Here is an 18,222-nt window from a genome sequence, read left to right on the forward strand (position 1 = left end):
CTACAGCAACGCGCTCAAGCGCAGCTGCGACGCCTGCGAGCAGAACACCAGCCGCGCATCCCCGGCCGACATCACCACGGGCACCAGATCCAGGCGAATGCGCGGCAGCAGGCGGTTGAGCATTTGCTGGCAATCCCGGCGCAGGTAGCTGTCTTCGCCGGTCAGGCGACTGACCAGGCGGAAAGTCAGCGAGTCCCGCGCCAGTACCAGCAAAATGTAGCGCCGTGTGCCGGTCTCGCGCAGCAGCCACACGCCGGTCGCCAGTTTCAGCAGCGGCGTGAGCGTCTCGATCAGCTTGTTGCGCTCCACGGGCACCAGGTCGTGGGGCACCCACTCGCCTTCTTCACCGTCATCGTCGCTATCGGCACGCTGCAGGGCATCGGCCTCGCGCCGATAGTGCTCGGCCGCGCCGCGGTCATCGCTGCGCAGGGCCAGCACGCTGAGCTTGCGCAGGCTGTACAGCTGCAACGGCCCGCGCTGCTCGGCCACCTGCCGCCACAGTGCTGCGGCGGCGTCCGGGCGCCCGGCCTGGGCATGACACTCGGCCAGCTGATAGCGCACCGCCGCGTCCGGCGCCTGCTGCAGTGCATCTTCCAGCAAACGCAGCGCCTCATCGCCCGCCTCGCCAAGGGTGCGGTACAGCCAGGCCAGCCGGGCAATCTCGTGGCCCGACAGCGCACGGATACGCCGTTTGCGCTGCAGGTCGTGCTGCTCGGCCACCAATGCCTCGCGCTCGTCACGGGCGCGCTGGCAATGCCGGGCATTGTCATCGGCCTGCTGTTCGTCCAGGCGCTGCGCCAATGGCAGGTGCTGCTCGCCCAGCCAGGCCTGCGCCGCGCTGGGCTGGCTGCGCTGCCACACCAGTGCCGCGTCGGGCTGATCGGGTGCCCCCCCCAGCGCCGCCAGGCGGTCGGCCAGCGCCGGGTGGGTATCGCTGTCGTCGGTCTCGTTGCACAGTGCGCCATGCAGCCAGCTGCGGGCCTCGGCAATGTCCTGCGGCAGGCTCGGCGCACCGCTGCGGGCCAGGTCGGTCAATGGCGTGGCGCTGCCGGCAAGAAACACCTTGGGCCAGAATGCCTGCTCCAGCGCCCGCCCCTGCAAGGCCAGGCCGACCAGCGCCTCGCGCATCGCCTCGACCCCGCCTACCCGCGCCGCCTCGGCGTCGGCCTGGTACTCGCAGCGCCGCGCAAAATCCATGCTCACGGCCAGAAAACGCGGCACGTACCAGCCCACGAACAGACGCAGCGGCGCGCTCGACAACGAGCGATGGCGCTCCAGCCGCTCGCTCGCCGCCTGCCATTGCAGCCGTGCGAAATACACGCGGCTGGCATAGCGGCCATGACGCTGGGCGATGTGCGCGCACTCATGCGCCAGGATCGCCGCGCAGGCCCGCGGCGACAGCGTGTCGAGCAAGGGCAGGCCCAGCCACATCACGTTGCGCGTCCTGCGAAACAGTACGTGGTGCTGGCGGATACTGGCGTTGAAGTCGTCGTTCAGGTACACCGCATCCAGCGCAGGCGCGCCGAGTGCCAGGCGCAACCGCTCGATTTCCTCGAACAGCTGCGGCGCGTCCACTGCCTGCAGGGCGATGCCGTCCTCGCTGGAATCGGCACGCGTCGCAAAGGGCAGCTTGAGCATGCTGTAGCCGAACATGCCCGCTGGCAGGGTCACGAACCCGGCCAGCAGCCCCGCAGCACCGGGCAGCCACATGCACATCGCCAGCGGCAGCGCGCACAGGGCCAGCCCGCCCACCAGCAGAAAGCCGTTGCCCAGCAGCAGCCAGGCACGAAGTCGCAACCGTTGCAGTGCGGCCATGGGCGTTACTGCGCCGGCTTGGGCGGCAGGTCGTCGGCGCCGACCTTGCCACGCCCCAGGAACGCACCGAACACGCTGGTGACACTCTTGAGCAGGCTGTGGGAGTTGAGCACCTCGTACTGGACTTCTTGGATGCCTTCGTTGTCGGGCAACTGGGTCACGGCATGCTGCGCCCACTCGATGGCAGCGAAGCGGCTTTGCTGAACGCCCTGCCCGCGCAGGTAGGCCAGTGCGATCTCGGCACTGGTACGCGCCGAGACCCAGTCATCGTCACAGTCGACCAGCGAACGCAGGTACTTCACGCCGGTTTGCTGTTCTTCGGCAGTGCCGAAGTCGCGCAGCAGGATGCCGATGCGGATGCGCGCGCGCTGTTCTGCCCGCGACGATTGGCGGGCGCCTTCGAACAGGCGCAGCACCTCATCGAGGTTGGCACGCACACGCATGTCCAGCTCGTCGTCGAAGAGCTTTTTCCAGGCCAGGTTGAACATGCTCTGCGGGCAGCCGTCCTGGGCACCGCGTTCCAGCCAGCGCAGGCTTTCGCCCTCGTCCACATAGCGTTGCGGGGCCTCTTCACGGGCACCGGTGTGTACCTCGTGCAGGAAATAGGCCGCGCCCGGCAGGCCACGCTCGCCCCATTGCACCGCCAGGAAGTAACCCTCGTCGTGGCGCCCACCGTCCCACAGGAATGACGGCAGGCTGACGATGTCCAGGCCCGAGTCCCCCAGGTCGTGTTCGCCCAGCACCCGCGCGCGGTCCAGCAAGGCCGGCACACACTGCGGGTCCTTGTCGAAACCCCACAGGCCGAACTGGTGACCGACAGCCTTGATCGCCACCGGCACGCCCAACTCGTTCATCGCGCACATGCGCTCGACCGCCACCTTGAAGGCACCGGTTTCGTCGGCCATGTTGGCCACCATGGTGAGGTAGACGAAGCTGTGGAACGGCCCCTCGACATGGCGGAAGTACTCGCCTTCGGGGAAGGCCTGCACGCTCGCGACCTGCATCGCCATCGCACGTGGCTGGTTGTCCAGCGAATAGCTGCAGAACTGGCCGAAGTAACCCAGCGCATAACCGCGGTAGGCTGGCAGCAGGTCGCGCTGCAGCCAGGCCTCGAAGTGCTCGAGGTACTCGCGTGCAGCGTTGAATTCCTCCTTGGCGGGGTAATCCTCGTGGATGTCGTAGAACGCCAGCCAGCGGATCGCATTGCGCTGCGCTTCGCTCAGCGCGGCGCACAGCGGCCCGCTGGCAAAGCCTTCGATGTCTTCGTAGCTGCCGCCCCAGCGCGGCAACAGGTAGTTGGCATAGTTGAGCAGCGCTTCCAGGCAGTCCGGGCGCCACTCCATCACGCGGTGCAGCCAGTAATCCTGCCCCTGGTCCATCTCGTGCGCCTGGCGTTGCGGCAGGCCGGCCGGCAGCGCCGTGGGGGCCTGTTGCAAGGGCGTCAGGCCGTAGTGGGCCAGGTGTTCGACCGCCATCTCCAGCAGTTCGGGGTCCTGGTTGTCGCTGGCCATGCCCTTGGCAGGCTCGCCACCGAACAGCGCGTTCAGCCACGCCGGCTCGTGGAAGTGCGCGCACAGCTCCATCAGGGTGACGCCTGCAGCCACCGGCTGCGGCGAACGTTCGAGCGCCGCCAGCAGGTGCACCGCCGACAGTTCACAAGCCAGCGCCGCGCCCAGCCAGCAGTCGTCGGTCACGCTGTTGGCCCAGCCGTTGCCGCGGATATTGCCGGCGCGGCCATAGCAGTAGTTGCCCAGGAACAGGCGCGGATGGAAGGCATCCGGGCAGGCGGCGACCCAGGCCTGCAGAAAGCGTGCGATCTCCGGCGCCGGGGTCACACTGAAGTCGAACAGCGTGCCGGTGCGGGCGGTGTCCAGATAATGGTGGGTGCCAGGCTCGGCGCTGCTCCACTCGGCCTGCAGGGCATCGAAGTAGCTGTTCAGCTCGGCGAAGGACTCGGTACGAACCAGGTCACGCAGGTGGAGGCGAATATGGGGAATGTTGTGCAAGTGGCACCCTTCAAGTCCGTTTTAGCGAGCGCGTTCAGCGCAAAGGCGCTCATGATGGCGGCGAAGGCTAAACGACACTACCGATTGGATCCAGTCCAATTGAAAAAATCGCGGGTGTTAATGATTCTCGACCGGGCGCGAGCGGTACGGGGCGTTGAAAATGCGGGCAGGTGGACGGCATGCGGGCAATGCCGAAGGCCATCGACCAGGGCATCCCTGTCGATGGCCGCGCACTGGAGCGGGGGTTACAGCAGCACGCGCAGGCACTGCCCGGCGTGGTACAGCGAAAAGCCGGTTTCGTAGAAGCCGGTGCGCAGCAACGGGGCCGATACCGGTTTCATCGGGGCGAACGGGATCGGCAGTGCATCCGGATCGTCCTGCAGCAGGTACTGTGCGAAGGCCCTGCCGATCACAGTACCGGTGGTGTTGCCACGGCCGTTGTAGCCGGTGACCGCAACGATGCCCGGGGCCGGTTCGAACAGGCGCATCAGGTGGTCCGGGGTGAAGTCGATACAGCCGGTCCAGTGCATTTCCCAGTCGACCTTGCCCAGTTGCGGGAAGTAGTGCCCCTGGATGCGGTCGGCCCAGCTGCGCACGAACCACGCCGGCTTGTTGTCGACCCGGCCCATGCTGCCCAGCAGCAGGCGGCCCTGGTCGTCGCGACGGATGCTGCTGAGCACCGTGCGCGTGTCCCACGAGCCCTGGCCGTGCTTGAGCACGTTGTCGGCCGCAGCGCCCTGCAGGGGCTTGGAAGCCACCTGGTAGTAGTAGCCGCGAAAGTACTGCTTCTGCAACGCGGTCCAGTCGCCCTCGGTATAGGCACCGGTGGAGATCACCACCTTGTCGGCGCTGACCGCGCCCTGGGCAGTCTTCACCAGCCAGGCGCTGCCTTCGCGGGTGAGCCCGGTGACAGCGGACTGCTCGAACACCTGCCCACCCAGCCGGCGTACCGCAGCGGCCAGGCCCCGGGTGTAGCCCATGGGGTTGATGGTGCCGGCGCGGCGGTCGAGCAGCGCGGCGGAAATCTTGTCGGTACCGCAGTATTCCTGGCACTGCGCACCGGTCAGCAGTTCGACGTCGGCACCGCGTCGGCTCCATTGCTGGTGACGCGACTGCAGGTCGGCTACGCCGTTGGCGTTGTGCGCCATGTGCAGGGTGCCTTCGTTGCGTGCCTGGCAGTCGATGCCCAGGCGTTCGATCATGGCGAACACCTCGGCCGGGGCTTCACCCAGTACCTTGTTCAGGCGGCTGCCCTGTTGCTGGCCCAGGGTGGCCTCGACATCGTCGGGGCGGATCCAGGTGCCGGCATTGACCAGCCCGACGTTGCGCCCCGAGCCACCATGGCCGATGACACGGGCTTCGAGCAGCGCGACGGACTTGCCCTGCTCGAGCAGGTTGATGGCCGTGCACAGACCGGTGATACCCCCGCCGATCACGCACACATCGGCCTTGATCTGTGCCGTCAGTGCGGCGGCAGGCGCCGCAGGCGGAGTGACGAACTCCCACAGACATTCTTGACGCAGGTCGGTCATGGCCGCCTCCGTTGGTTGGCCTTGGAACGGGAAGCACCCTTCACCGGCAAGGCCGGCCCCTACACGGTTGCGGTAGGAGCCGGCCTTGCCGGCGAAGGGGCCGACGCGGTTATCAGTCGAACACGATGCCCTGCGCCAGCGGCAGCTCGCGCGAGTAGTTCACGGTGTTGGTCTGACGACGCATGTAGGCCTTCCACGAATCAGAACCCGACTCACGGCCACCGCCGGTCTCTTTCTCGCCACCGAACGCGCCACCGATCTCGGCACCGCTGGTGCCGATGTTGACGTTGGCGATGCCGCAGTCGCTGCCCGCCGCGCTCTGGAAGCGCTCGGCCTCACGCAGGTCGGTGGTGAAGATGCACGAGCTCAGGCCCTGTGGCACTTCGTTGTTCAGGCGCAGCGCTTCATCGAATTCGTCATAGGCCAGCACGTAGAGAATCGGCGCGAAGGTTTCATGGCGCACCACCTCGCTCTGACCAGGCATCTCGACGATCGCCGGGCTCACGTAGTAGGCATCCGGGTACTGCTGCTGCAACTGGCGCTCGCCGCCGAACACGCTGCCGCCTTCATCACGGGCACGGGCCAGGGAGTCCTGCATGGCGGTGAACGAACCCTTGTCGATCAGCGGGCCGACCAGGTTGTCCTGGCGCGGGTCGCCGATACGTACCTTGGCGTAGGCGGCTTTGACGCGGGCCACCACTTCGTCCTTGATGGAGCGGTGCACGATCAGGCGACGCAGGGTGGTGCAGCGCTGCCCGGCGGTACCCACGGCGCTGAACAGAATGCCGCGCACGGCCAGGTCCAGGTCGGCGCTCGGGGCCAGGATCATTGCGTTGTTGCCACCCAGCTCGAGGATGCTGCGACCGAAGCGTGCCGCCACGCGTGGGCCGACTTCGCGCCCCATGCGGGTGCTGCCGGTGGCGCTTACCAGCGGTACGCGCGGGTCGTCGACCAGTGCCTGGCCGGCGTCGCGGTCGCCGATGATCAGCTGCGCCAGGCCTTGCGGCGCTTCGCCAAAGGCTTTCAGGGCTTTTTCGAACAGCGCCTGGCAAGCCAGTGCGGTCAGCGGGGTCTTTTCCGATGGCTTCCAGATCACGGCGTTGCCGCATACCAGCGCCAGGGTGGTGTTCCACGCCCACACGGCCACCGGGAAGTTGAAGGCGCTGATCACGCCAACCACACCCAGCGGGTGCCAGGTTTCACGCATGTGGTGGCCCGGGCGCTCGGAGGCGATGGTCAGGCCATACAGCTGGCGCGACAGGCCGACGGCGAAGTCGCAGATGTCGATCATTTCCTGCACTTCGCCCAGGCCTTCCTGGGTGATCTTGCCGGCTTCGATGGATACCAGTTCGCCCAGTTGCGCCTTGTGCTCACGCAGCACTTCACCAAACAGGCGGATCAGCTCACCGCGACGCGGCGCCGGCACGTTGCGCCAGGCCAGGAAGGCCTGTTCGGCCTGTTCGATCTTGCCCAGTACCTGAGCCTTGGACTCCAGGTGCACCGAGGCAATCGCGCTGCCGTCGATCGGGGTGTGAACGGGATGGTTGCCATGGGTGTAGGCAGAGGCCGGTACACCCAGGCGGTCGAGCAATCCATCAACCATTATTCTTCTCCTGCAAGGCGGTGAGTGGTTGTAATTGGTGATGGGATCAGTATTAATCCGATCACTCTGGCGCTACAAACGACCTTTATTCTGCACATCATTCCGCCAGGTAATGATTCGACGGGTGAGTGATACCGCTATGTCCAAACGTCTGGTGCCGTCGATGGCCGCCCTGCAATGCTTCGAGGCGGCCGCCCGACACCTGAGCTTCACCCGCGCTGCGCAAGAGCTGCACCTGACCCAGAGCGCGGTGAGCAAGCAGGTGGCGCAGCTCGAAGACATGCTGCGCCATCACCTGTTCCTGCGGATCCGCCGACGCCTGCAGCTGACCCCGGCGGGCGCGCTGTACCTGGCCGAGGTGAACAAGATCCTCACCCAGGTCGACATGTCCAGCCGCTACATCCTGTCCTACGGTCAGCAGACCGAAGTGCTCAAGGTGGCCACCCAGCCGAGCTTCGGCGTGCGCTGGCTGATCCCGCACCTGAAGGGCTTCGGCAAGCGCTACCCGAATATACACCTGGATATCTGCAACGAGATGGAGCCTTTCGCCCTGCTGCAGAACACCGCCGACGTGGTGTTCTTCTATGGCCAGGGCACCTGGCCGGGGGCCACGTGCATCGAGCTGTTCGGCGACGAGGTGGTGCCGGTGTGCGCCCCGGAACTGCTGCAGGGGCATACCCTGACCGAGGCCGGCGAGCTGGCCGAGCGCGTGTTGCTGCAAAGCACCTCGCGCCCGGAGGCCTGGCACGAGTGGTTTCTGGAACAGGGCCTGCACTCGGCCAACAGCTACCACGGCCCGCGCTTCGATACCTTCTATATGTGCGTGGGCGCCGCGTTATCGGGCTGCGGCGTGGCGCTGGTGCCGCGCTATCTGGTGGAGCAGGAACTGGCCGAGGGCAAGCTGGTGATACCGTGGCCCTACGCGATGCGCAGCAGCGGCGCGTACTTTGTGGCGTTCGCCGAGCATGCCGCCGAGGTACCCAAGGTGCGCAGCCTGGTGGAATGGATCCGTGAACAGGCGACCGCGCCGAGGTCCTGAATTACAGGAATGATCCCTCGAATTTTTTTCGCTTGTGCCCGGCCTGCATTCCTCGCTTTCATGTAAGGGTGACTTTTACCACCAGGAAGCTTTCGATGCCCGCTCAAGATTTCGTCAGCCCGGACAGCATTCGCGCGCAGTTTTCCGCGGCCATGTCGCTCATGTACAAGCAGGAGGTGCCGCTCTACGGCACCCTGCTGGAACTGGTGAGCGAGATCAACCAACAGGTGATGACCCAGCAGCCCAAGGTGGCCGAGGCGCTACGCTGGACCGGCGAGATCGAACGCCTGGACCAGGAACGCCACGGCGCCATCCGCGTCGGCACCGCCCAGGAACTGGCGACCATCGGCCGCCTGTTCGCGGTGATGGGCATGTACCCGGTGGGCTACTACGACCTCAGCTCGGCCGGCGTACCGGTGCACTCCACCGCGTTTCGCGCGGTGCACGAGCAGTCGCTGCACATCAGCCCGTTCCGCGTGTTCACCTCGCTGCTGCGCCTGGAGCTGATCGACAACCCGGCCCTGCGCGAGCTGGCCGCATCGATCCTGGCCAAGCGGCAGATCTTCACCCCGCGTGCCTTGCAGCTGATTGCCCAGTTCGAAGCCGACGCAGGCCTGAATGCCGCCGACGCCGAGGCGTTCGTCAATGAAGCACTGCACACCTTCCGCTGGCACCACGACGCCACGGTCACGGCCGAGCAGTACCAGCAACTGCACGACCAGCACCGCCTGATCGCCGATGTGGTGGCCTTCAAGGGCCCGCACATCAACCACCTGACGCCGCGCACCCTGGACATCGATGCGATCCAGGTCGGCATGCCGGCCAAGGGCATTCCGCCCAAGGCCGTGATCGAGGGCCCGCCACCGCGTCGTTGCCCGATCCTGTTGCGTCAGACCAGCTTCAAGGCCTTGCAGGAGCGCGTGGCATTCACCGACCAGCAGGGCAGCGAAGGGGGCAGCCATACCGCACGCTTCGGCGAGATCGAGCAACGCGGCGCGGCGCTGACCCCCAAGGGTCGCGTGCTGTATGACCAGTTGCTGGACGCAGCGCGGGCCGACCTGGGCGGCGTGCCGGCCGAGGCCAATGCCGAGCGCTACATGAGCCTGCTGGGCAAGCGTTTCGAAGCCTTCCCGGACGACCTGGCGCAGATGCGCGAGCAGGGGCTGGCGTACTTCCGCTACTTCCCGACCGAAGCCGGCCTGAGTGCCCGCGACCAGGCGCAGCGGCCGACCTCGCTGAGCGCGTTGATCGAAGCCGGGCATGTGCACTTCGAAGCCCTGGTCTACGAGGACTTCCTGCCGGTGAGTGCGGCGGGGATCTTCCAGTCCAACCTGGGCGAAGGCGCGCAGAGCGAGTACGGCAGCAATGCCAACCGCGACGCGTTCGAGCAGGCTCTGGGCAAGTCGGTGCAGGATGAGCTGGCGCTGTATGCCGAGAGCGAGCGGCGCTCGCTGGCAGCGTGTGCGCAGGCGTTGAACCTGCCTGGGCTGATTTAACAGCTTCGCCGGCAAGGTCGGCTCCTACACTGCAGGAGCCGGCCTTGCCGGCGAAGGGGCCCTCAATGCCCCACCTCAAACCGCCCCACTTCTGCCCGCAGCTGCCCCGCCAAGCCCTCCAGCTCCCGCGCCGTAGCCGCCAGGTTGGCTGCCACCTCGCGCTGCTCGCTGTTGGCCAGCGCAATACTCTGCAAGTTGCTGCTCAGCAACGTCGCCGTGCTGCTCTGCTCCTGAGTCGCGGTGGTGATCGCGGCAAACTGCTGCCCCGCCGCCCGGCTCTGCTCGTCGATGCGCGCCAAGGCCTCGGCGACCTTGGCATTGCGTTGCAAGCCGTCCTCCATCAAGCGGTTGCCCTGCTCCATGGTGCTGATGGCGTTGCCGGTCTCCTGCTGAATGCTGGCGATCATGCCGGAGATCTCGTCGGTGGCTTCGCGGGTGCGCGCCGCCAGGTTGCGCACCTCGTCCGCCACCACGGCGAACCCGCGCCCCTGCTCGCCCGCCCGTGCCGCCTCGATGGCCGCGTTCAGCGCCAGCAGGTTGGTCCGCTCGGCAATCGAGGTGATGGTGCCGACAATGCCGCCAATCTCCTTCGAGCGCACCCCAAGGGTATCGATCACTGTCGCGGTGCTGCCCAGCGCCTGCGCGATCTGCTGCAACGAGGTGGACGCTTCGTCCATCGACGCACGGCCAATGCGCGTCTGCTGCGCGTTGTCCTGGGCCATGCGTTCGGTGCTGCCCATGTTGTCAGCGATGTTCAGGGAGGTGGCGCTGAACTCCTCGACTGCACCGGCCATGCTGGTGATTTCGCCCGACTGCTGCTCCATGCCCTCGCAAGCACCCGACGACAGCCCCGCCAGCGCCTGGGCACGCTGGCTGACCTGCTGCGAGGCATCACGAATGTGCAGCACAGTGCTCGCCAGCGCTTCGCTCATCTGATTGAAACTGCGCGCCAGTTGGCCGATTTCGTCGTGGCTGGCCACCGCCAGGCGGGCACTCAGGTCGCCCGCGCCCAGGGCCTGGGCCTGACGCACCAGGTCGGCCAGCGGCCGCAGCTTGCGGCGCAGCAGCCACAGGGTGGCGCCCACCGCCAGCATCATGGCCAGCAGGCTGCCAATGGCCAACCTTGCGCCCACGCTCCAGGTCACGGCACGAATTTCGGCCTTGGGCATGCTTGCCAGTACTGTCCACGGGCCGTCGGCAAAGGGCATGGCCACGCTGTAGAGGGTTTCGACCCCATCGTTCCAGAAGCGCCCTTCCCCTGCATGCGCGGCAAACCCGCCCAGTTGGTGGGCAGCCAGTGCCGTGTCGCTGACACCTGCCGGCGCCACCAACCAGTGTTGCTGTTCGTCCAGCAGCGCCAGCGACCCCGTCTGGCCGATACGGAAGCGTCGGAGGTTGTCGAACTGGGCGTTCTGCGCGTCGGTATAGTCGAAGCCGACGAACAGGACCGCGATGACCCGTCCCGACACGTCACGCACCGGTGTGTACTGGGTCATGTACGAGCGCTCGAACAGCACGGCACGCCCCACGTAGGGCTGCCCGGCCATCAGCCGCGCGTAGGCCGGGTGCTGGTGATCGAGCTGAGTGCCGATGGCGCGGCTGCCGTCCTGCTTGGTCAGCGATGTGCTGATACGAATGAAGTCCTCACCGCTGCGCACGAACACGGTGGCAACACCCGCCGTCATCTGGCGAAAGTCGTCAACCTCGCGAAAATCGTTGTTCAGCGCATGGTCCGCCAGGTACAGCGCCGGCGTGGCCACTCCGGCCACGCTGAGTGACTGGTCGGAGGCAAGCCGCAGCCCGCCGGCAAAGCGTTTTTCGAACAGGCCACTGAGGCGCTGGGTACTCTCGCGCAAGGTGCTGTGGAACGTGTCGAGCTGGTCGGCGAGCAGCCGTGCCTCGCTGGCCAGGTGTTCCTGGCGGGTGATCAGGTTGGCGCTGTCGAGCGAGCGCAGGGCAAACAGCGTACTGCCGGTAATGACGACCGCCAGCACGGCGGCCAGGGCAATACCGAGTTGCGAGGCAATTCGGGCACGGGGTTGGGACATGGAAGCTCCTGGCAATGGGGGCCGGATCATCCTGATCACGCTGCACCGTCGGCATGGGGAAGTGGAGCCATTCTGGTTGCGGCTCTCGACCCCACTGATTCGGCGGCGTCATCGATTACTTGAGTGCATCACAGGGATATTCTGCGCAAACGTTCAATCGCCGATGTTGGGCTCATTTGCCCCCAGTATCTGCACCTTGGGCAGGTCCATCGCACGGGCCTCGCCCTGCAGGAAGTCGCTGAGCCGGCGCAGACGCTCGCCACCGGGACGCGTGCGTGGCCACACCAGGTAGTAATTCAGGCCGCTGGCCACCGCCGTCGGCCAGGGCAGGCTCAGGCGCCGCTGGGCGACATCCTCGGCCACCATCAGCAAGTCCCCCATCGACACACCATACCCTCGCGCGGCAGCGATCATGCCCAGCTCGAGGGTATCGAACACCTGGCCGCCCTTGAGCGAGACCTGTTCGGTCAGCCCCATCTGCGCCAGCCAGCTGCGCCAGTCGCGCTTGTCGGGCGTGGGATGCAGCAGTTCGCAGGCCTTCAACTGCTCCACGTCCCAGGGCGTCTGATCAAGCAGCGCGGGCGCACCCACCGGTATCAGCAGTTCAGGGAACAGCGGGCTGACTTCCCAGTCCGGCGGAAAATGCCCGTCGCCCAACAGCACTGCGCAATCGAAGGGTTCATGGTTGAAATCCACATGGTCGACGTCCATCCAGGCACTGGTGAGCTGCACCTCGTTGCCCGGCTGCAAGTGGCGAAAACGGCTCAGGCGCGCCAGCAGCCAGCGCATGGTCAGGGTCGAAGGGGCCTTCATGCGGATCACCCCATCTTCGCTGTGCAGGGTGTTGCAGGCACGCTCAAGTGCGGCGAAACCCTCGCGCACACCGGGCAACAGCAGGCGCGCCGCCTCGCTCAACTGCAGGGTGCGGCCATTGCGCAGAAACAGCCGGCAGGCGAAGTGCTCCTCCAGCGTGCGGATGTGCCGGCTGACCGCGCTCTGGGTTATCGATAACTCATCGGCGGCACGGGTGAACGAACTGTGCCTGGCAGCGGCCTCGAACGCCCGCAAGGCGTAGAGAGGCGGTAAACGGCGTGACATGCGGGCGTGCTCCAGCAATGAAATACGGGTTGGCACGGATCATACTCACATGAGTTTTAATCATGCCAATGATCGTTTTTATCCTTTTGTGCAATGGCCCGCAAAGGCCGAGAATCCACGGCTCACCCTTCCCTTTTCAGGAGCTGCATCATGCAGGCTGCGCCCGTTACCGAACTCAAGGCATTGCTACGGCTGGCCGGGCCGCTGATCGCCTCGCAGTTGGCGCACATGCTGATGCTGCTCACCGACACCCTGATGATGGCCAAAATCAGCCCCGAGGCCCTGGCTGGTGGCGGGCTGGGCGCGGCCAGCTATTCCTTCGTGTCGATCTTCTGCCTGGGAGTGATTGCCGCCGTCGGTACCCTGGTCGCGATTCGCCAGGGTGCGGGCGACAACCCCGGTGCCACGCGCCTGACCCAGGCCGGGCTGTGGCTGGCCTGGGGCATGGCCATCGTCGCCGCGCTGGTGCTTTGGAACCTGTCGCCGGTGCTGCTGATGCTGGGCCAGACACCTGGCAACGTGGCTTTTGCCAGCCAGTTCCTGCTGGTGCTGCCGCTGGCCCTGCCCGGCTACCTGAGCTTCATGGCGTTGCGCGGGTTCACCAGTGCACTGGGGCGTTCGACGCCGGTGATGGTGATCAGCCTGGTCGGCACCGTGGTCAATTTCCTGCTCAACTACGCCTTGATCGAAGGCATGTTCGGCCTGCCGAAGCTGGGCCTGATGGGCATCGGCCTGGTGACCGCGCTGGTGGCCAATGCCATGGCCATCGCACTGGCGCTGTACATCCGCCGCCACCCGGCCTACGCGGACTTCCCGATACGCCAGGGCCTGAGCCGCCCGCACCTGCCGGCGTTGCGCGAGCTGTGGCGCCTGGGCCTGCCGATTGGCGGCACCTACACCGTGGAGGTCGGGCTGTTTGCCTTCGCAGCGCTGTGCATCGGCACCATGGGCACCACCGACCTGGGCGCGCACCAGATCGCCCTGCAGATCGTCTCGACCGCGTTCATGATCCCGGCGGGCCTGTCATACGCGGTGACCATGCGTGTGGGCCTGCATTACGGCGCCGACCGCCTGCTGGCGGCGCGTCAGGCCGGGCGCGTGGGCATCGGTTTTGGCGCGGCGATGATGCTCGGTTTCTCGCTGCTGTTCTGGCTGATGCCCGAGGCGCTGGTGGGGCTGTTTCTGGACCGCCAGGACCCGGCCTTCGCCGATGTGATCCGGGTGGCGGTGAGCCTGTTGATGGTGGCGGCGTGGTTCGAGCTGTTCGACGGTATTCAGACCATCGCGATGGGCTCTATTCGCGGGCTCAAGGACGCCAAGACCACGTTCCTGGTGGGGTTGGCCGGGTACTGGCTGATCGGCGCACCGGCGGCGTGGGTGTTCGCGTTTCCCATGGGCGGCGGCGCGGTAGGCGTGTGGTGGGGGCTGGCGCTGGGGTTGGCGTGTGCGGCAATCGGGCTGACGGTGGCGTTCGAGTGGCGGATGCGGCGGTTGCTGGGCAGTTCGCAGATGGCACAGGTTTCTGTACAACCTTGAGGGCCTGTTCGCCGGCAAGGCCGGCTCCTACCCTGTTTCGCGCATGCCGGCGACGGGGGCTACAGCGCCACTGCGCCCTGCCCCGCCCCCTGCACCAGATACTCGACCAGTTGCTCGATCGGCAACGGCCGGCTGATCAGAAAGCCCTGCACCTGGTCGCAGCCAAAGCTGCGCAGCAACGCCAGCTGTTCCTCGGTCTCCACGCCCTCGGCCACCACCTCCAGGTTCAGGTTGTGCGCCAGGTTGATCATGGCGTGCACCAGCTTGCGGTTCTCTTCGCGCTGCTCCATGCCACCGACAAAGCTGCGGTCGACCTTGAGCAGGGCGATCGGCAGGCTGTTCAGGTGCACGAACGACGAAAAGCCGGTGCCGAAGTCATCCAGCGAAAACCGCACCCCCAAGCGTCCCAGCGCGTCCATCGTCTGCTTGACCAGGTCGTTGCGCCGCATCACTGCGGTCTCGGTCAGTTCGAACTCCAGCCAGCCCGCATCCACCCCGTGCTCGACGATCAGCCGCCCCAGCGTGGCCAGCAGCTGGCTGTCCTGAAACTGGCGAAATGACAGGTTGACCGCCATGTGCAATGGCGCCAGCCCCTGCTCGCGCAGTGCCTGCATGTCGCGCAGGGCACGCGAGATCACCCAGTAGCCCAGCGGCACGATCAGCCCGCTCTGCTCGGCCAGCGGCACGAACTCGCTCGGTGGCAGCAGGCCACGCTCGCTGTGGCGCCAGCGCACCAGTGCCTCCAGGCCGACAATGCGCCCGTCGCTCAGGTCCAGGCGTGGCTGGTAGTGCAGTTCCAGTTCGTCGCGGCGCAGGCCTCGGCGCAGCTCGCTTTCCAGGTCGGCCAGGCTGCGTGCGTTGCGGTTGATGCGCTCGTTGAAGATGTGAAAGGTGCAGCCCTGGGTGCTCTTGGCCTGCTGCATGGCGATGTGCGCGTGCCACATCAGCGGATCGGCACCAGCCTGCGCACGGGCATGCGCCACGCCCAGGCTGCACCCCAGCAGCAGGCTTTCGCCGTCGATCCAGTAGGGTTCGGCCAGGGCCTCGGTGATGCGCTCGGCCATCCACTCGGCACGCTGCGGCTCGCGCCGGGTGTCGATCAGCAGGGCGAATTCGTCGCTGCCCAGGCGCGCCACCTGATCGCCTGCCTCGAGCTGGCGCTTGAGCCGGCTGACCACCTGCAGGATCAGGCGGTCACCGGCCTGGTGGCCGAGGGCATCGTTGGCGTGGCGGAAGTTGTCCAGGTCCAGGTGCCCGAGGGCCACACCGCGCCCGTCGTTTTCGGCCAGGCGCGCGGCCAACAGGGTCTGGAAACCCTGGCGGTTGGCAATGCCGGTCAGCGGGTCCTGCTCGGCCAGGCGCTGCAGGGTGGCTTCGAGCACACCCCGCTCGCGCACATGGCGCAGGCAGCGGCGCAGCATGTCGCCGCTCAACTGCTCGAACACCAGCCAGTCGCTCACACCCGGCGGCGCCTCGGGCGGCTCCTGCTCCAGCAGCAGCACCATGGGCAGGTCGCAACGCCCGGGCGCCGGCTGCAAGCCCGGGGTGGCCAGCACCAGCGCGTTGCGGTCGCGGGCGAACAGGCTGTCGACCGCGTCCCAGCCGGGTGCGGTCACCAGCACCGCGCCACCGCCCAGCGGCAGCAGGCATTCACCAAGGGCAACGGCCCAGTGCGGCCCGTCCGCCAGCAGAAGCAGACGCAACGGTTCGACAAGCGTAGACAAGCTGGCTCCTTAGCACGAGAACGCGGTCAATGACGATGTGGGCGGGATGCTCGATCCTGAACCATCAAATGTAAATGGTTTTCACTTTAACTCACGACATTCCTTCGTCCTGATCCCGCGGTATTTCGCCACGCATCCTGCGGGAAAGTATCAAAAGCGGCAAATTAAGATCGCGTGGTACGTCACACTGTCAGACGGTCGCGGCACAATTGCTCTGCGCCTGCTAAAATGCCCGGCTATTTTTCAGCGACCCCCGGTTAACGTCATGTCCCGACTCAACCCCCGGCAACAGGAAGCCGTGAGCTACGTCGGCGGCCCTCTTTTGGTGCTCGCCGGTGCTGGCTCCGGCAAGACCAGCGTGATCACGCGCAAGATCGCCCACCTGATCCAGAACTGCGGCATCCGTGCCCAGTACATCGTGGCCATGACCTTCACCAACAAGGCGGCGCGCGAGATGAAGGAGCGCGTGGGCACCCTGCTGCGCGGCGGCGAGGGGCGCGGCCTGACGGTATCGACCTTCCACAACCTTGGCCTGAACATCATTCGCAAGGAGCATGAACGGCTGGGCTTCAAGCCGGGTTTCTCGATTTTCGACGAAACCGACGTCAAGGCCCTGATGACCGACATCATGCAGAAGGAATACTCCGGGGACGATGGCGTCGACGAGATCAAGAACATGATCGGCGCCTGGAAGAACGACCTGATCCTGCCGCCCGAGGCCCTGGAGAACGCGCGCAACCCCAAGGAGCAGACCGCCGCCATCGTGTATGCGCACTATCAGCGCACGCTCAAGGCGTTCAACGCGGTCGACTTCGACGACTTGATCCTGCTGCCGGTCAAGCTGTTCCAGGACCACCCCGACATTCTGCAGAAGTGGCAGAACAAGGTGCGCTACCTGCTGGTGGACGAATACCAGGACACCAACGCCAGCCAGTACCTGCTGGTGAAGATGCTGATCGGTACGCGCAACCAGTTCACCGTGGTGGGCGACGACGACCAGTCGATCTATGCCTGGCGTGGCGCGCGCCCTGAAAACCTGATGCTGCTCAAGGACGACTACCCGTCCCTGAAGGTGGTGATGCTGGAGCAGAACTACCGCTCCACCAGCCGCATCCTGCGCTGCGCCAACGTGCTGATCTCCAACAACCCCCACGCCTTCGAGAAGCAGCTGTGGAGCGAGATGGGCCACGGCGACGAGATCCGCGTGATCCGCTGCAAGAACGAGGAAGCCGAGGCCGAGCGCGTGGCCATGGAGATCCTCAGCCTGCACCTGCGTACCGACCGCCCGTACAGCGACTTCGCCATCCTCTACCGCGGCAACTACCAGGCCAAGCTGATCGAGCTGAAGCTGCAGCACCACCAGATCCCCTACCGCCTGTCGGGCGGTAACAGTTTCTTCGGGCGCCAGGAAGTAAAAGACCTGATGGCCTACTTCCGCCTGCTGGTGAACCCGGACGACGACAACGCCTACCTGCGCGTGATCAACGTGCCGCGCCGCGAAATCGGCTCCACCACCCTGGAAAAACTCGGCAACTACGCCACCGAGCGCAAGGTGTCGATGTATGCCGCCAGCGAGGAGCTGGGCCTGGGCGAGCATCTGGACAGCCGCTTCACCGATCGCCTGCAGCGCTTCAAACGCTGGATGGACAAGGTGCGCGAGCAGGTCGCGCTGGAAGACCCGATCGCCGCGCTGCGCAGCATGGTGACCGACATCGACTACGAGAACTGGATCCGTACCAACAGTTCCAGTGACAAGGCCGCGGACTTTCGCATGGGCAACGTCTGGTTCCTGATCGAGGCGTTGAAAAACACCCTCGAGAAGGACGAGGAAGGCGGCATGACCATCGAGGAAGCCATCGGCAAGCTGGTGTTGCGCGACATGCTCGAACGCCAGCAGGAAGAGGAAGAAGGCGCCGAGGGCGTGCAGATGATGACGCTGCATGCCTCCAAGGGTCTGGAGTTTCCCTACGTGTTCATCATGGGCATGGAAGAGGAAATCCTCCCGCACCGCTCCAGCATCGAGGCCGACACCATCGAGGAGGAGCGGCGCCTGGCCTACGTGGGCATCACCCGCGCACGCCAGACCCTGGCCTTCACCTTTGCCGCCAAGCGCAAGCAGTACGGCGAGATCATCGATTGCGCGCCAAGCCGCTTCCTCGATGAATTGCCCGATGACGACCTGGCCTGGGAAGGCCTGGACGATACACCCACGGAAGTCAAAGCCGTGCGTGGCAATACGGCCCTGGCCGATATCCGCGCCATGCTCAAACGATAGATAATCCACCTTTGCCCTGGCTTGTTGCCGGGGCCTTTTGGCTACATCGA

11 protein-coding genes are annotated in these 18,222 nt (G+C 65.9%); 4 read left to right on the forward strand and 7 right to left on the reverse strand.

Features of this window, described 5'->3' with window-relative positions; all coding sequences use genetic code 11:
* The 4 genes from KH389_RS26355 to amaB all read right to left on the reverse strand — a co-directional run bounded on the left by KH389_RS26355 (position 1) and on the right by amaB (position 6,956).
* Positions 1-1,815 (reverse strand): M48 family metalloprotease, encoded by a 1,815-nt coding sequence (locus KH389_RS26355; protein WP_213606564.1) that lies wholly within the window; start codon positions 1,813-1,815, stop codon positions 1-3.
* Positions 1,816-1,820: 5 nt separating this feature from the next.
* Positions 1,821-3,821: a DUF4034 domain-containing protein gene (locus KH389_RS26360; RefSeq protein ID WP_213606566.1), complete on the reverse strand. Its 2,001-nt coding sequence runs from the start codon at positions 3,819-3,821 to the stop codon at positions 1,821-1,823.
* Positions 3,822-4,066: 245 nt separating this feature from the next.
* Entirely contained in the window at positions 4,067-5,353 is a 1,287-nt protein-coding gene (gene amaA, locus KH389_RS26365; protein WP_213606568.1) for an L-pipecolate oxidase, read from the reverse strand.
* A gap of 112 nt (positions 5,354-5,465) precedes the next feature.
* On the reverse strand, positions 5,466-6,956 hold the full coding sequence (gene amaB, locus KH389_RS26370) for an L-piperidine-6-carboxylate dehydrogenase (protein ID WP_043863343.1): 1,491 nt from the start codon (positions 6,954-6,956) through the stop codon (positions 5,466-5,468).
* A 139-nt stretch (positions 6,957-7,095) separates the two neighbouring features.
* On the opposite strand from amaB, the gene KH389_RS26375 reads away from it, so the two are divergent.
* Together KH389_RS26375 and hglS are read left to right on the forward strand one after the other, a co-directional pair.
* On the forward strand, positions 7,096-7,995 hold the full coding sequence (locus KH389_RS26375) for a LysR family transcriptional regulator (protein WP_043863342.1): 900 nt from the start codon (positions 7,096-7,098) through the stop codon (positions 7,993-7,995).
* Positions 7,996-8,090: 95 nt separating this feature from the next.
* Entirely contained in the window at positions 8,091-9,491 is a 1,401-nt protein-coding gene (gene hglS, locus KH389_RS26380) for a 2-oxoadipate dioxygenase/decarboxylase HglS (protein ID WP_088514606.1), read from the forward strand.
* A 62-nt stretch (positions 9,492-9,553) separates the two neighbouring features.
* Here hglS and KH389_RS26385 read toward each other — a convergent pair whose 3' ends face one another.
* Complete coding sequence (locus KH389_RS26385) at positions 9,554-11,539, reverse strand: methyl-accepting chemotaxis protein (protein ID WP_058541724.1); 1,986 nt, start codon at positions 11,537-11,539, stop codon at positions 9,554-9,556.
* 153 nt (positions 11,540-11,692) lie between these two features.
* On the reverse strand, positions 11,693-12,637 hold the full coding sequence (locus KH389_RS26390) for a LysR substrate-binding domain-containing protein (protein ID WP_043863339.1): 945 nt from the start codon (positions 12,635-12,637) through the stop codon (positions 11,693-11,695).
* A gap of 150 nt (positions 12,638-12,787) precedes the next feature.
* Between KH389_RS26390 and KH389_RS26395 the strand changes: the two genes are divergently transcribed.
* On the forward strand, positions 12,788-14,173 hold the full coding sequence (locus KH389_RS26395) for a NorM family multidrug efflux MATE transporter (RefSeq protein WP_058541723.1): 1,386 nt from the start codon (positions 12,788-12,790) through the stop codon (positions 14,171-14,173).
* Positions 14,174-14,232: 59 nt separating this feature from the next.
* On the opposite strand, the gene KH389_RS26400 is transcribed toward KH389_RS26395, so the two are convergent.
* Positions 14,233-15,897 carry a putative bifunctional diguanylate cyclase/phosphodiesterase gene (locus tag KH389_RS26400; protein ID WP_058541722.1) on the reverse strand — a complete coding sequence of 555 codons (1,665 nt, stop codon included), beginning with the start codon at positions 15,895-15,897 and terminating at the stop codon, positions 14,233-14,235.
* A 265-nt stretch (positions 15,898-16,162) separates the two neighbouring features.
* On the opposite strand from KH389_RS26400, the gene rep reads away from it, so the two are divergent.
* Positions 16,163-18,172: a DNA helicase Rep gene (gene rep / locus KH389_RS26405; protein ID WP_043863336.1), complete on the forward strand. Its 2,010-nt coding sequence runs from the start codon at positions 16,163-16,165 to the stop codon at positions 18,170-18,172.
* Positions 18,173-18,222 lie beyond the last annotated feature (50 nt).

This window comes from Pseudomonas qingdaonensis, from assembly GCF_018398475.1.
GTDB classification, from domain to species: Bacteria; Pseudomonadota; Gammaproteobacteria; order Pseudomonadales; family Pseudomonadaceae; genus Aquipseudomonas; species Aquipseudomonas palmensis.